Raw genomic sequence first — 15,112 nt, forward strand, 5'->3', positions numbered from 1 at the left:
TTTTACTGGTATACTCTGTGATACTGGTTACAAAATTATACCATTTCCGCAATACATTTGCATCATTAAATAAAAAAACACAGAAATGAGCAATTTTCAGAACAAAATAGCTGTAATTACCGGCGGCAATAGCGGCATAGGTTACGCAGCTGCCAGGGAATTAAAAGAAAAAGGTGCCACCGTGATCATCACCGGGCGCAGGAAAGAAGCGATAGAGAAAGCTGCATCCGAACTGGGTGTAACCGGTATTGTTGCCGATCAATCAGACATTAAGGCAACGGAGCGATTGGTTGCCAGTGTTACCGAAAGTTATGGACAGGTTGATATTCTGTTCATTAATGCAGGTGTAGCAACCTTATCACCAATTGAATTAGCTACAGAGCAACACTTTGATGATATCATGGATATCAACTTTAAAGGAGCCTACTTTACGCTGGGCAAGTTTATCCCAATTTTGCGTGATGGTGGATCCGTTGTTTTCCTATCCTCCATAGTGGCCAGCACAACCAGCGCAGCCTCATCGGTTTACTCGGCCAGTAAAGCTGCCTTAAACTCATTGATGAAATCGGCAGCATTGGAGCTGGCACCACGCAAGATCAGGGTGAACGCGGTGAGCCCGGGCCCGGTAGCAACAGAGATTATGCACAAGGCCGGCTTAGATGACGCCACTTTGGGTACCATAAAAGACAGCCTCATCACTAAATCGCCTTTGAAACGCATGGGTACCTCCGAAGAAGTTGCCAGCGTAGTAACTTACCTTTGTGATGATGCCGCTGGCTTTATCACCGGTTCTGAATTTATTATAGACGGTGGTTTGTTATTGGTATAACAATTGTTATTTTACCCTATTGAGCCTCTTAATATCCGGTAATAACTATGGCAGCAAACGGGATGCAGATAAACGTTTTATATGAACAACCGGTCGAAATTATAATTGAATTTCCGCTGGCCATACTGTGCGCGTATAACGGTGGCGATAACCTGGATATCACCTGGGACGATCATATTGCTGCTATCATCAACGGAACATTGCAACAAAACAGGGTTTATATTAAGCATGCCAGCCTTGATTACCCGGCTACGGACAGTAACGATGCCCTATTCAGTTCGCAGATGACGCTGATTGTTCAACCGCCGGGCTTCGATTTAAATAATATTGTCGATGCATTGACGGAAGAGAACTTTCAAAAAGGACTGTGTATCAAAAGGAAATATGACTACACAGGTTTTGAGACTGTTTACGCGGATCCGTTTGCTATAAAATAAAGGTTAACACAAGCTTTCCAATAGTTAAAAGGGGGCCGACCATCAGATCGGCTCCCTTTTTTATATACCATTCTTAACAGGCGCATGCTATCTGCAACCCTGCAGTTTGCTGGGTTCCTTCGGTTTGGTAGCCGTCAAACTTCCACCATTCAATACCGCCCATCAATTCGCGTACGTTAAACCCTAACCGGGCCATGTTTAAAGCGCCTTTGGTGGAGGCATTGCAGCCTATACCATCGCAATAGATAACATATAAGGCACCCTTGTCAAAGTGTGCGGTGGTCTGTTCATTCATATCCCGGTGACTAAGGTTAACGGAACCGGGAATACGCTCGCGCTCCCAGGCAAAATTTTTACGGGCATCAATAGCTATGATGTTTTCTTTTGCCTCAAGGGCCGCAAACAAGTCGGATGGATCCATCTCGAATGATAATTTGTTTTGATAATGTTCAATGGCTGTGTTCATATTGATCTATTTTGTTGATCCAAATGTAGTTGCCGCAATCATCACAATAGCATGAGATGTACAGCATGTGCACATGAGCAGAATACATATTTGCAAAGCTTATGGATATGTATATTTACGACATGGAAACAAGGCACTTACGCTTGATCAAAACCCTGGCCGACGAAAAAAGCATCACCAGATCATTGGATAAGCTTTTTTTAACACAATCGGCAGTAAGTCACCAGCTTAGGGATATTGAAGAACGGCTGGGTGTTAAAATATTTTATCGCACCAAAAACCAATGGACGCTAACCGAAGAGGGGCAGGTGCTGTATGATACCGCCACAAAAGTACTGGCCGAAATAGATGAAGCCACCAACAGGATCAATGACATGCGCCAGGGTCATGCCGGTAATATCCGTATCAGTACCGAATGTTATACCAATTACCACTGGCTGCCCGCATTTATGGCCAGGATGAAAGTTTTGTACCCCAAGCTCGATATTAATATAGTGATTGAAGCCACCCATAAACCGCTGCAAAAATTGCTGGATAACGAACTGGACCTGGGTATTACCTCCGATCCCTGGGATGATAAAAGCATCAAATATGTAGAGCTTTTTAAGGATGAAGTAATGGCCGTAATTCCGCTGGGGCATCCGCTGGCTCATAAAAAATTTCTGACCGGCGATGATTTTAAAGACCAAACCCTCATCATCCACTCCTACCCATTGGAAACGGTAACTGTTCATCAGCACTTTTTAAAAGATCAAAAAACGCAGCCGCAAAAAATAGTGGCCATGCCCCTTACCGAAGCCGCCTTAGAGATGGTAAAAGCTGGTATGGGTATTCTCACCATGCCCAAATGGGCCATGCGATCGTTTGTTGATTCGCCAACTTTAACCCTCGTTCGGATAGGTCAAAAAGGGTTGATACGCACGCACTATGCCGCCGTAAGGCATGAAGACGCGGGTAAAAAGTATATACAGGATTTTATTAAAAACCTCAAGGAAGAATTGGCCAGATAGACCATGAGTTACCTGATACGCCCCGTTGAACCCGCCGACCTTGACGAACTTTTGCACCTGATGCAGGAACATGCCGATTATGAAAAAGCGCCATTTACCCCCGATGGAAAAAAAGATAGGCTCAGCAAAGCCTTGTTCGCGGCCCACCCCAAATTAAACTGCTGGGTTGTTGAAATGGAAACCGGACTGATTGGTTTTGTATCTTATACCTTTGACTACTCAACCTGGGATGCCGCCGATTTTATGTACATGGATTGTCTTTTCCTGCGCGAACAAGCCCGGGGACAAGGCATCGGTACGGATATCATTCAACATCTTACAACCGTGGCCATTGAACGCCAATGTATCAATATCCAATGGCAAACACCCGTTTTTAACCAACCGGCTATTGATTTTTACCACAAAAACAAAGCGAGCTCAAATCCAAAGATAAGGTTCACCTTAAAGCCCGAATAATTACGCATAGTAATAAATGGACGGCCTTTTTTATCTGCAACCTAAAATTAAATTTAAATTGTAATTTTCGCCCATGCATATCAGGAATCTTACCCAAAAGTTCGACATCGCCTACGTCATTAAAAACGAATGGCACCTGCCTGTGCATAAGCATACCCATTATGAGCTACAGTATATTATGCGCGGCAAAGGCCAGCATATGATCAACGATCGTAGTTATAATTACGAAAAAGGCGATCTGTTTGTTCTTGCTCCACAAGATACCCACTTTTTTGTTTTCGAGGAAAAATGCGTGATCTGTATTATCAAGTTCCACGAAGGCTTTTTCCAGGATCTTTTACTCGATGCCGATTTTAAACAGGTATTCACCCGTTTATCATCCCCGCATCGCAAAATGGATCTGCCGGACAACAGGCAGCAGATCACTCAGCTAATGGATTTGATTATAGCCGAACACCGGAAAGAAACCAGCTATCAAAATATCATTATCAAAAATGCGCTGGCGCTTGTGCTTTCCCTCATGGCTAAAGAAACCGATCAGAATATAGTTAAACCCAAAGACGATAAAATACAAGCCATCCTCAACTACATCGATCTGCATATCACCAATAAACAGTTGTTATCCCTGCAAAACATTGCCGATACTTTTCATATCAGCAAAACTTATTTTAACCAGTATTTCAGCAAGGCCACAGGCAGTTCATACAAAAAATATGTACAGGAATATGCCCTGAAACTGATCGCGCACCAACTCATCCACCGGGATAAAACCCTGTCGCAACTGGCAGATGAATTTGGCTATACCGACGAAAGCCATTTAAGTAATACTTTTAAAGCGCATTTTGGGCAAACACCTTCGGCATTTAAAAAAGAGAACCAGCAGCGCTAAAGGCAGCACTCCACGTTTTGTACAATATTTTCTTGATTAATTACATAGGTTTCCCTCAGTAGGTGAACCAATTTTGTGCATCGTTTAAATATAAAAATCATGCATATAGATCATACCACCCTGCGTACAAAGCAACTGGAAAAAACAAAGGACTTTTTACTAAGTATTTTTGATCTGACAGAGGGTGCCCGGCCAGCTGTAATAGCCGCTAACATACCGGGCTATTGGCTGTATCACAAGGGCTTGCCGCTTATACATCTTATTCAAAGTTCTCCTTATTACAGGCAACAACCAGATCATGCCACCGAAGCCATTGACCACACGGCGTTTTATCTGGAAAATTATGACGCCTTTAAACAAAAGCTGCTTAATCTGAGTATCCCACATTCTTTGATGGACTTGCCTGATATAGGCGAAAGGCGCATTTTTCTGCATACCCCTACTGGTATTTTGCTCGAAACGGTCTTCAGAGATTAGCTGGTATTTGTAAACTAAAACAAATTTCACCTTCAGTACAGCACACGGTAAGTGTACCATCATGCGCTTTGGCAATTTCGGAGGCAATATATAACCCAAGCCCTAATCCTTTTTGCCCAGGTTTGATATCTCCGCGCGAAAACGGTTGAAAAAGCCGCTCCATAGTTTCTTCGGATATTTGTTTGGCGGAATTTGATACTGATAAAACAAATTCATTTTCAGCGTTAAATGCTTTCACCTTAACCGGCGTGTCTTTTTCACCATGTGTAAGGGCGTTACTCAATAAATTAGAAAATAGCTGGGCTATGCGCCTTTTGTCACAACTTACAGGCCTGGTTATATTGAATTCCGCATTGATCATTCGATCGGGCCATATCAATTGCAGCTCGGTGAGTACTTGGTTAAGAAGGTCTGTTAAAAGTTCATCATTTTTCAGGGCCAGGGTAATCCCTCCGCCAAGCCTGCCACTTGCAAAATCAAGAATATTCTCAATCATCTCCTTCATCCGGTATGACGAATCTTGTACAATGGTAGCCAGGCGTTTGGTACGTTCATCAAGCGGCATCCGCAATAACAACTGAGCCACATTAGAAACAGCTCCAAGCGGGTTACGCAGATCATGACCGAGTATAGCGATAAACTGCTCACGCAGCTCTGCCGTCTTCAGTTCTTCCTGCAATTTCAACTCGCTTATAGCAAGCCGCTCTATCGCATCGAGGTGGAAAGAGATCAATTCGGCGAAAAGCTTAAACATGCCTATGGTCTCCGGGTTATTTAGGCGGGCCGGTCGCGGATCAATAGCGCACAATGTGCCAAAGAAACTCCCATCTTTCAGCATAATGGGCATCGAAATATAACTTTGAATGCCGTACATGGCAGGCGTATGATGATGCGCGTACAGTTCATCATCGGTTACATGATCAATGATAACAGCCTGATGATTTTGGCGGATCTCATGACAAATGGTGGTTTCTACCTTTAATTCACCACCGGGTTTAAGACCAAATTGTATCTCATCACGAACGGCACAGGCAATCCACCGGTATGGCGTAACGCGGGCTACGGCAGCAAAGCCCATTCCGGTAGTTCGGCAAACAACTTCTAATATGGATGATACCGCGTCTATACTGCTTACAGCTTCAATATCTGCCGTAAAATCCGTTTCAATATTTGCCAATCTATGATTTTTAACTGCGGGCTATACTACAAATTAAAATTATTATTTACAAATATAAAAAGGCAACTTTCAATACTACCCGCTATCAAAAATTACGCTATATTATACAGCTCTATATTATTAAACAGCTTTACTATCCCATGCAAATACACCAGCAAATGCTCCTGCTCAAAGAACGAAAAAGAGGCTTTCACTTGATCACCACTGAAGTTGTACACGCGTTGCCGCAATTGGGGCAAATTAAAACCGGTATCATGCAGGTTTTTATCCAACATACCTCGGCATCGTTAACTATTAATGAAAATGCCGACCCCACAGTAAGGCGCGATTTTGAAATGTATTTTAGCAAAACTGTTCCCGAAAACGACCCGGATTATCATCATAACGATGAAGGCCCCGATGATATGCCGGCGCACTTAAAAGCTGCTTTACTGGGTAGCTCTGTTATGATCCCTATCCGTAATGGCAGATTGGCATTAGGTATGTGGCAGGGTATTTACTTGTGCGAACACCGCAATTACGGCGGCCAGCGCAACCTCATTATTACCGCCTGGGGCGAATAAACACTATTTTTATAATTAACTATCATCCGGTTAATATTTTTATTTTATATATTATTTAACCCTGCGTATTTTATTTCGTATACATTGTATTTAAATCATTGATCTCAAAGCCACCACGAGTGGTTGGTTAATATAATGTCTGCTTAATGCCAAAACGCGTCTTCTTTTTTATACCCTTATTGTTTATCGCTATATGTTGTTATAGTCAGGTAAAGGATATTGTTAAAATTAAAGAAACCCTGCCCCATATTACCGATAGTATTAAATATGCCGATGCGCTTAACCGCCTGGGAATATTAATGTATGAAAGTGATCTCGACAGCACCTTTTATTATGCTAAACGTGCCCGGGCCATTTCTGAGCGGTTAAAATACCGGCAGGGCATTGCCGATGCATTAAACACACTTGGGATAGTTTATGACCTCAGGGGCAATCTTCAATTATCATTGCGTTATTATAATGATGCCCATAATCATTACATGACTATAAAAGATTCAGCCAATGTAGTGCAGACCCTCATGAATATTGGTCTTGTTTTTAGTGAAAACAACGAAGAGAAAAAATCCATACAAATATTCAAAAGAGCTATAAACCTGGGCAATAACCTCAAAAAGGATTCGATCATGTCTCTTGTGCTTTGTGATTATTTACTGTTATATCAAAATCATATCCCAAAAGATTCCATCCCGATTTACTTAACTAAAGCCAGGCAAATAGCTACTAAGTATAATGACCACCGGTCGCTTTTGGTTACCGACCAGATACAGGCACAGCTTTATTTAAAGAACAAGCAGCGCGAAAAAGGGATCAGCCTGCTGGAAAAAACAGCCGCTGAAGGTATCGCCATGAACCTGAATTATCTGAGCCTCGATATTATCCAGACCCTTGGTGACTTATACAATAATACGGATACTGCTAAGGCAATTGCCCATTACAAACAAGGGCTCGCTATCGCTGACGCAAGGGGCTATCATATGTATCAAAAGATATTTGGTAAGCACCTATACGATATATACATATCCCGTAACCAACTCCCCGAAGTTCAGCACTATGGCGAAAAACTGCTTAAACTCTACGAGGATGAAGAGCAATTCAACAATACCTCGGGTTTTGATTATATTGATTATGCCTTAAAAGACCAACAATTGGAGGCCATAACCATCAGAAGTAAAAACCGGCAGATAGTAGCCATTATATTGGGTGTACTTTTTTTACTAACCGTAGTGACCGTACTTTTCATTTATCGTTTATACCGCCTGAAAAAGAAACACGCGGGAACACTCGAAGCACTCAATCGGTCGGTACTGTTACGTAACGAAAAGCTGGAGATAGACCATGAATTCAATAACCGCCTGGTATCTATCCTGGCTCATGATTTCAGACAACCGATAGGCACACTTAAAACTTTGGCCGCGGTTTTAAAAGATACCGACGCCTTAACCCGCGATGAGCTGATGGAACTGGTTGATACGATGGAACATTCCTCTACCATCTCGCTCGAAATATTCGAGAATATTTTGCAGTGGATCAAACAACAGCTTTCTGGCTTTAGCTATGAGCCACAACCCCTAAAACTAAAAGAACTGATTGATGAGGCGCTGCAACCTTTTGACCTTATAGGGGGAGAATATCAGCTTAAATTCCTGAACCACATAGATAGCGATATTGTGATACATGCCGATAAAGAACTTGTACAATTTATTCACCGCAACTTTATACATAACGCCATCAAGTTTTCTCCCCGTCATTCCACAATATCCATTTCGGCATCGGCGCACTCTGGCGAAACTACACTTTGTATACTGGATGAGGGCAATGGCATTTCCCCGGAAAAAATGACCTCGATATTCAACTTCAAGGCTACTATGCATTACAGCAACGAAAAAGAAAAGGGTGCCGGCGTAGCCCTGATGATCTGCAAAGATTTTATCGAAAAAATGAGCGGCCGCATCTGGGTAGAAAATGGCAATCAAAAAGGCGCTGCGTTTTGCTACTCCCTACCCAGTTTGAAATAATCTCTCAAAAACTTTTTAAACCTTAAATTTTAACACTTTTCAGAGCAAAAACGGCCTAAAAAAGCTTTAAAATTGATATAAAAACATCGACTTTAACAAATTAAAAGGCGATTTTATGCTGTTTTAAAAACTTTAAAAAGTATGAAAAGCTGATATGGCCACCTTGAAATTACAAAACGAGTTTTTTGACCGGGTTGATAAGCTGAATAAATAGATTTTGAGCTTTGAGTTCAGAGTTTTGAGTCTCGGGTTTAACATCAGGGTCCTCTCCGAGAGACCCTGCGGGGACGGAATAAATAAGTGGTGAGTGTCAGTTTTGAGTAGTAAGTTTTTAAAAACTTCGCCGTCGCTCGGCTCCAGCCGAGTGATGGCGGAGTTCTATTCTGTTGACTTCAAACTCACCATTCAAAACTGGCAACTAAATCACCTACTTTAATATCACCCTAGTAGCGCCGTAGCCAAATTTTTCTTTACGGGCATCCATAAAGGTTTGTACTTTGGGGTGCTTGCCCAAGGCTTTATGCAGTTCGTTGCGCAGTACACCATTGCCGGCTCCATGGATAAATACCATATCGGGTAGTTGATGTACGATGGCAGCATCAAGCGTTTTATGAAAGTGCGCCAGTTGTATGTTCAGCATTTCGCTGTTTTGCAAAAACTGGTGATCATCACGCAACTTTTCGATATGAAGGTCCACCTCATTGGCCGGTTTATCCAATACTACTTTCTCTTCGGGCGATTTAAAAAAACTTTCCTTCAGCTTTTGCGCGTCGATCACCAGGTCGGGTTCATCCAGGCGAATAAGCCAGCCGGCATCTTTTAACAATGGGATCTGCTTTTTTGTGGTCGAAAAATCTTTAGCCTTAAATTTTTCGCGCAATGCCATTGGCACAGGTGGTTCTATATTTTGTTTAGTGCTGTAAATCACGTTAAAAATAAAGGTGGGCCACAATTGCAGATCGGCCAATTGAGCCGAGTATATCTTCACTGCCGACTGCGGAGCTACAACTTCAGCAAATTCACCTTTAAACACTTGTTGCTTTTCGGTGGTGAGCGCCGCCAGCAATTGGAACGAGGTAGTATTCACCAAATGAAAATGCACAACAGAATTGGCTTTAGCATCGGTAACCACACCCAGATAGATCCCCTTTTTTTCAAATTCGCCCACGGGTATTGTAGCTTCATTATCAGTAGCGGCCTTTTTTGCCCCGGCAGGTTCATAACCATGTACCGAGGTAACCTTACTGGCCAGCACGGGTATCTCAAACTCATCCTCGCCGGTAACCCCTATCATCTGGTCGTCAATAATACGGGTTACAAAGCCCTCCATTTTTTCGTCAACAAAGCGCACAAAGTCGCCCAATTTATATTTCATAACTGTATATGTCTGGCTGTAAAGTTACTTTATATCTGCAAATAGGTATATAAATAAAATTGTGACGTAATATTGCATTGAGTCTAAACAATTTGGCCTTTTCATAGTTGAATTACCGCAGCACACTTATCTTATAATTTATCATGGATAATTTAAACACCAAACCTTTAGATACCAGCTTGTTAAAGCAGGTATTTGTACACAATCTTAACCGCATATATTTTGGCAAGCGCTACCTGGACAATAATTTGGAACACCTGATCAAACTGGCATCGTTCACTGCGCTGGAACAAGCCATACAGGAGTTTTGGGACGATATCAAAAAGCAGATAGCCCGAATGGACGAAATATATAAACTGATCAACGAAACCCCGTCCGACAAAAATTGCAACCCCATCAAATCAATCATCAGGGATGAATTTTGCCTTGATGAAAAGCAGGCAATGTCAATCCTGGGCGATATGGACCTCATCATGTACCTGCAATTACTGGAACATATCAACATCACTTCCTGCCGTATGCTCATGATGGTGGCTAAATTGCTAAATTATGATGACGCCAAACAATTGCTTACCGAATGTTTCGATGAATCTATCGATAATGACCAGCTTTTTATGCTGATATCGAAGGAATACCTTACAGAAAACTGAAAGAAGCTGAAAGCAGACACACAAACTTATTTCACGCGTCATTGTCACGCTACGCTTGCAATGACGCTATTTTTTTGATTTTTACCCTCTTTACAAGGTTGACATGCTTAGCTATGTGGGGGCTCCTATATAAGTTTTGACGGCCTCACACGATCAACTCAATAGATTCATGACAATTTAATCCCACATGAATTGGATATTACAAAAAAAGCCATCCGCACAAAGGCGAATGGCTCAAATATTAGTTATTTAATACCCCTATTAAAATAACTTAAGCAAAGTAAAAAAATATATCCCACCCACGCAACCGATTTAGTGTGAAATTCACCTTTGTTACAAATTTGTTACGAAATCATAAATAATGGGTCCCGCCCCATTTACAGGTCATGTATACCCACATATTAAATTCATGATAATCGCTTATTAATTATCAATTGATTTACATTAATTTGCATTTGAATTAACTAACAACATGATCAAATCTTTACTTTTATCGGCCTTTGCCTGCCTGATGCTGGCACAGGCGCAGGCGCAAAATTTGTATATGCCGCGCGATATACAACAAGCCTACAAAAACGGTACCCGTGCCGCCGACGGTAAACCCGGAAAAAACTACTGGCAAAATTATGGCCGGTACAACATCACCATTACCGCCCTGCCACCCAGTCGCGACATCAAGGGAACTGAGGAGATCGCCTACATCAATAACAGCCCGGATACCTTGAAATCGCTTAATATGAAACTCATATTAAACATTCACAAACCCGGTGCCGCCCGTATGGGTAATGCCCAGCCCGATTATTTAACTCCGGGCGTGCAAATAGATACCTTCCTGATCAACGGAAAAGCTAAAAAGGTAAACAATGCCATAGCCTCTACCAACCAGATGGTGGGTTTACTAAAACCATTGATGCCGCACGATTCGGTTAAACTGCACATTGCATGGCATTTTCAGATCTCGAAAGAGAGTGGCCGTGAAGGGATGATCGACTCCACAACGTATTACCTCGCATACTTCTATCCACGGGTATCTGTTTATGACGATTATAATGGCTGGGACAGGCTCCCGTTTTTAGATGCCCAAGAGTTTTATAACGACTTTAACGACTATACACTGCAGGTAAAAGCGCCGAAAAACTATATAGTTTGGGCCACCGGAACTTTGCAAAACCCCAACCAGGTGCTGCAGCCCGAGTATGCCAAACGTTTGCAGGCATCCATGACCAGTGATTCCACCATTCATGTAGCTACAGCCGCCGACCTGGCCTCAAAAAACATCACCGCCCAAAACGACGTCAATACCTGGGTATGGAAAGCAAACGACATCAGCGATATGGCCGTTGGCATAAGCGATCATTACGTTTGGGATGCAGCCAGTACCATTGTTGACGATGCCACCCAGCGCAGGGCCAGCATGCAGGCCGCGTTTTTAGATAATGCCGAAGATTTTCATCATGCCGTGCAAAATGGCCGCAACTCCTTAAGCTGGCTATCACGCAACTGGCCAGGCGTACCTTATCCGTTCCCTAAAATGACCTCATTTCAGGGCTTTGCCGATATGGAATACCCCATGATGGTGAACGATAGCCATAACGCCGATATCCACTTCTCGCAATTTGTACAGGATCACGAGATAGCACATACTTATTTCCCTTTCTATATGGGTATTAATGAAAGCCGTTACGCCTTTATGGACGAAGGCTGGGCCACTACTTTTGAGCGCCTGATAGGCGCTGCCGAAGTTGGCCAGGAAAAAGCTGACGCCCTTTATAAGAGCTTCCGGGTGGAAAGATGGATAGGTGATGTATCAACAGCCGAAGATCTGCCCGTTATAACCCCATCAAGCGAGTTAAGGGGCGGCTATGGTAATAACTCCTATGGCAAACCATCCTTAAGCTATTTCGCGTTAAAAGATATGCTGGGCGATGCCCTGTTTAAAAAATCGCTGCACGGGTATATGGACCGCTGGCATGGCAAACATCCTATTCCATGGGATTATTTTAACTCCATGAGCAATGTATCGGGCCGTAACCTGAACTGGTTTTTTAATAACTGGTTTTTTACTAACTACTATATCGACCTGGCCTTGCAAAACATCAGCAAAGCAAATGGCGGTTATACCGCGTCGATCAAAAACATTGGCGGCTTTGCCGTTCCGTTTGATGTAAAAATAACTTATGCCGATGGCACAACCGAAAGCATACACCAAACGCCAGGTGTTTGGGAGAAAAACCAAAAACAGATCAGTGTAAACATCAAAACCGCCAAAACCATTAAATCGGCCGAACTGGATGGTGGTATATTTATGGATGCCGATGTAAGCAACAATAAATTTGAGGTGAAGAATTAAGCATTGGTTGAAAAAACACACGTTGTCATTTCGACCGGAGGGAGAAATCTTATACAAGAGGCCTGTCCTGGCGCATAAGATCTCTCCTCGTACCTCGTTCGAGATGACAACGTGTGTTTTTTACTTCGTTTATGTTTTTATTCCATTCATATTTTATCAACTATTGTTAAAATAGCTATACCATAAAAAAAGCCCGGCGTTTGCCGGGCTTTTTTTATGGTATAGTAGTCCTAAAAATTATGCGCCCTGTACAGAATCGTTCCAGTTATCGGCAGTATCTTTTACTTTTGCTTTAGCTTCATTTACAGCATCTTCACCTGCTTCTTTTGCCTTACCTGCTACATCATGCACCTTTGATTTTACGGCGTCAACCACGTGTTCGCCTCTCTCGCGCAAATCGCTAACAGTACCGCTAAACCTTGATTTTGCCCTGTCAACGGCATTGCTGCCATATTCTTTGATATCATGAGCTGTTGATTGCGCTTTATTTTTAGCGGTACCAACCAAATCATTGATATAATCGGCAATGTCTTCTCTCAGGTCTCCGCCCTTTTCAGGAGCCAGTAACAAACCTAATGCGGCACCAGCTGCCGCGCCTACTAAAAGTGCTGCTATAATTTTTGCTTGATCTTTCATGTTCAATTTTTTAGTTAGATGATTTAATCTGGGTTGATATAAACAACAACAATGCCAGTTTTGCAAGCAGCTAAACCTTGCTTCCTGAGAAGAACTAAATCTCTCTAAATAAATTACTGATTGGTTTTATTTTTCCTTATAAAGAGATTTATAAAATCTCCAATTAGAAAATATGCCATTAATAATAGCATCACCAGCAATGCTATTAGTTTTACTGATAAGATATGGCTTACGTTTTTAAAATCCCGTACAAACACTAAAGTGATAATAGCTTCCGTTATCGCAACTACAATATACATGAATTTAAACTTTATCCTTTTGTTGTTTATTTCTCTGATGCCATTCAAGATCATATATGTCGGAAAATTTAGGATCAGAAATAGAACTATAAAAACCCCGCTTTTGGAACCAGCTGACATTGACGAATAATCTTGAAATTCGTGTAATTGAATAAAGGAGATAACGGAAAATATTATAAATATGAGTGATAAAATCAACCTAACGATTCCGCTATTACATTTACCATACAAATAAGATTTAGTTATTATAAAACTACCACTTGCATTTCAATTTAACACCATAGATACAAAGAATTTTACCCACAAAAAAAGGCATCCACTAAGTGGATGCCTGTATGCTTAATGGTTATATTATAATTAAATAACTTTTACATTTACCGCATTTAAGCCTTTTCTTCCGTTCTCTACTTCAAACTCTACTTTATCATTTTCACGGATTTCGTCGATCAGGCCTGTTGAATGAACAAAGATGTCTTGACCACCACCTGTTGGTGTAATAAAACCAAAACCTTTTGTTTCATTGAAAAATTTTACTGTTCCTTCTTTTTGCATTATTTTATTTATTAAAGTCCGCAAGGTACAACAATATTTCAGAAACCCAAGTCTATGGGGTAAATCCACTATCATCACAATTAGTTAAATACCTTATTTACAGACAATAAGACCATCTAAAAAAAATTACCGCCACATGAATGCTCCCGTTCCCTGGTTAATTTTCAAAATGGGTATGTTTGCCAAAAAAAAATTCACGTACATGAAAGCCTTTATTTTCGATTTGAACGGAACCATGATCAATGACATGCCCTACCACACCAAAGCCTGGCAAACCTTATTAAATGACCAGCTGGGCGGCAGTTTTACCTGGGACGAAGTGAAGCAGCAGATGTATGGCAAAAACCCCGAAGTGCTGGTACGCATGTTTGGCCCCGAGAGGTTCACACTGGAAGAAATGAACAAATTATCGTACGAGAAAGAAGAAAAATATCAGCAGGAATTTTTACCGCACCTGGCCCTTTTGCCCGGCTTACCGGAGTTTTTAGAAGCAGCTTATCAGCGGGGTATTCCCATGGCGATAGGCTCGGCAGCTATCCCTTTCAATATCGATTTTGTGTTGGATAACCTTAACATCAGGCACTATTTTAAGGCCATTGTAAGCGCCGATGATGTATTGCTAAGCAAACCGCATCCCGAAACATTTTTAAAGGCAGCGGCCCTGCTTAATACAAATCCTACTGATTGTACTGTATTTGAAGATGTACCCAAAGGCGCCGAAGCGGCTGCCAATGCCGGCATGAGGGCCGTAGTGATCACTACTACCCACGAACCACATGAATTTGAAAGGCTGACCAATGTACAACACTTCTCAGCCGATTTTACAGATGAATATTTTGAGGAGCTGCTGGGATAAAATATAAAAGGCTGTCATGCTGAGCTTGTCGAAACATGGTGGGCAGGCCTCTGCGCACGCCCTTCGACAGGCTCA

Annotated in this window: 16 protein-coding genes; 11 read left to right on the plus strand and 5 right to left on the minus strand. The window is 42.0% G+C overall.

Translation table 11 applies throughout. The annotated features are described in order from the left end of the window. Positions 1–85 precede the first annotated feature (85 nt). Entirely contained in the window at positions 86–829 is a 744-nt protein-coding gene (locus tag FHW89_RS09775; protein ID WP_172334838.1) for an SDR family oxidoreductase, read from the plus strand. 47 nt (positions 830–876) lie between these two features. Then, entirely contained in the window at positions 877–1,266 is a 390-nt protein-coding gene (locus tag FHW89_RS09780) for a hypothetical protein (protein WP_172334839.1), read from the plus strand. Between the two features lie 73 nt (positions 1,267–1,339). On the opposite strand, the gene FHW89_RS09785 is transcribed toward FHW89_RS09780, so the two are convergent. Next, positions 1,340–1,732, minus strand: a complete 393-nt coding sequence (locus FHW89_RS09785; RefSeq protein WP_172334840.1) for a rhodanese-like domain-containing protein — start codon at positions 1,730–1,732, stop codon at positions 1,340–1,342. Between the two features lie 101 nt (positions 1,733–1,833). Here FHW89_RS09785 and FHW89_RS09790 point away from each other — a divergent pair, with 101 nt between their 5' ends. The 4 genes from FHW89_RS09790 (at position 1,834) to FHW89_RS09805 (ending at position 4,564) form a co-directional block, all read left to right on the plus strand. Beyond that, positions 1,834–2,742, plus strand: coding sequence for a LysR family transcriptional regulator (locus tag FHW89_RS09790; protein WP_216650526.1), 909 nt, complete (start codon positions 1,834–1,836; stop codon positions 2,740–2,742). Positions 2,743–2,745: 3 nt separating this feature from the next. Then, complete coding sequence (locus FHW89_RS09795) at positions 2,746–3,198, plus strand: GNAT family N-acetyltransferase (RefSeq protein ID WP_172334841.1); 453 nt, start codon at positions 2,746–2,748, stop codon at positions 3,196–3,198. Between the two features lie 73 nt (positions 3,199–3,271). Next, positions 3,272–4,087: an AraC family transcriptional regulator gene (locus FHW89_RS09800; protein ID WP_172334842.1), complete on the plus strand. Its 816-nt coding sequence runs from the start codon at positions 3,272–3,274 to the stop codon at positions 4,085–4,087. Positions 4,088–4,186: 99 nt separating this feature from the next. Beyond that, complete coding sequence (locus FHW89_RS09805) at positions 4,187–4,564, plus strand: glyoxalase (RefSeq protein WP_172334843.1); 378 nt, start codon at positions 4,187–4,189, stop codon at positions 4,562–4,564. On the opposite strand, the gene FHW89_RS09810 is transcribed toward FHW89_RS09805, so the two are convergent. Further along, entirely contained in the window at positions 4,554–5,741 is a 1,188-nt protein-coding gene (locus FHW89_RS09810; RefSeq protein ID WP_253952206.1) for a GAF domain-containing sensor histidine kinase, read from the minus strand. The two genes, FHW89_RS09805 and FHW89_RS09810, sit on opposite strands and share 11 nt — an antisense overlap. A gap of 140 nt (positions 5,742–5,881) precedes the next feature. Between FHW89_RS09810 and FHW89_RS09815 the strand changes: the two genes are divergently transcribed. Further along, positions 5,882–6,304, plus strand: coding sequence for a secondary thiamine-phosphate synthase enzyme YjbQ (locus tag FHW89_RS09815; protein WP_172334844.1), 423 nt, complete (start codon positions 5,882–5,884; stop codon positions 6,302–6,304). A gap of 146 nt (positions 6,305–6,450) precedes the next feature. Further along, a complete protein-coding gene (locus tag FHW89_RS09820) occupies positions 6,451–8,319 on the plus strand; it encodes an ATP-binding protein (protein ID WP_172334845.1) in 1,869 nt (622 codons plus the stop codon). Positions 8,320–8,746: 427 nt separating this feature from the next. Here the strand turns inward: FHW89_RS09820 and FHW89_RS09825 are convergent, their stop codons facing one another. Next, entirely contained in the window at positions 8,747–9,694 is a 948-nt protein-coding gene (locus tag FHW89_RS09825; RefSeq protein WP_172334846.1) for a Smr/MutS family protein, read from the minus strand. 143 nt (positions 9,695–9,837) lie between these two features. On the opposite strand from FHW89_RS09825, the gene FHW89_RS09830 reads away from it, so the two are divergent. Further along, the gene (locus FHW89_RS09830; protein ID WP_172334847.1) at positions 9,838–10,344 is read left to right on the plus strand and encodes a DUF892 family protein; all 507 of its coding nucleotides are present in this window, start codon (positions 9,838–9,840) and stop codon (positions 10,342–10,344) included. A 472-nt stretch (positions 10,345–10,816) separates the two neighbouring features. Then, entirely contained in the window at positions 10,817–12,694 is a 1,878-nt protein-coding gene (locus FHW89_RS09835; protein ID WP_172334848.1) for a M1 family metallopeptidase, read from the plus strand. Positions 12,695–12,931: 237 nt separating this feature from the next. Here FHW89_RS09835 and FHW89_RS09840 read toward each other — a convergent pair whose 3' ends face one another. Together FHW89_RS09840 and FHW89_RS09845 are read right to left on the minus strand one after the other, a co-directional pair. Next, on the minus strand, positions 12,932–13,330 hold the full coding sequence (locus FHW89_RS09840) for a YtxH domain-containing protein (RefSeq protein ID WP_172334849.1): 399 nt from the start codon (positions 13,328–13,330) through the stop codon (positions 12,932–12,934). A 656-nt stretch (positions 13,331–13,986) separates the two neighbouring features. After that, the gene (locus tag FHW89_RS09845; protein WP_166089472.1) at positions 13,987–14,181 is read right to left on the minus strand and encodes a cold-shock protein; all 195 of its coding nucleotides are present in this window, start codon (positions 14,179–14,181) and stop codon (positions 13,987–13,989) included. 202 nt (positions 14,182–14,383) lie between these two features. Between FHW89_RS09845 and FHW89_RS09850 the strand changes: the two genes are divergently transcribed. After that, positions 14,384–15,037 (plus strand): HAD family phosphatase, encoded by a 654-nt coding sequence (locus FHW89_RS09850; RefSeq protein WP_172334850.1) that lies wholly within the window; start codon positions 14,384–14,386, stop codon positions 15,035–15,037. The last annotated feature ends 75 nt before the right edge of the window (positions 15,038–15,112 follow it).

Origin of the sequence: Mucilaginibacter sp. SG564 (genome assembly GCF_013149275.1) — a bacterium.
In the GTDB taxonomy this organism is placed as follows: Bacteria; Bacteroidota; Bacteroidia; order Sphingobacteriales; family Sphingobacteriaceae; genus Mucilaginibacter.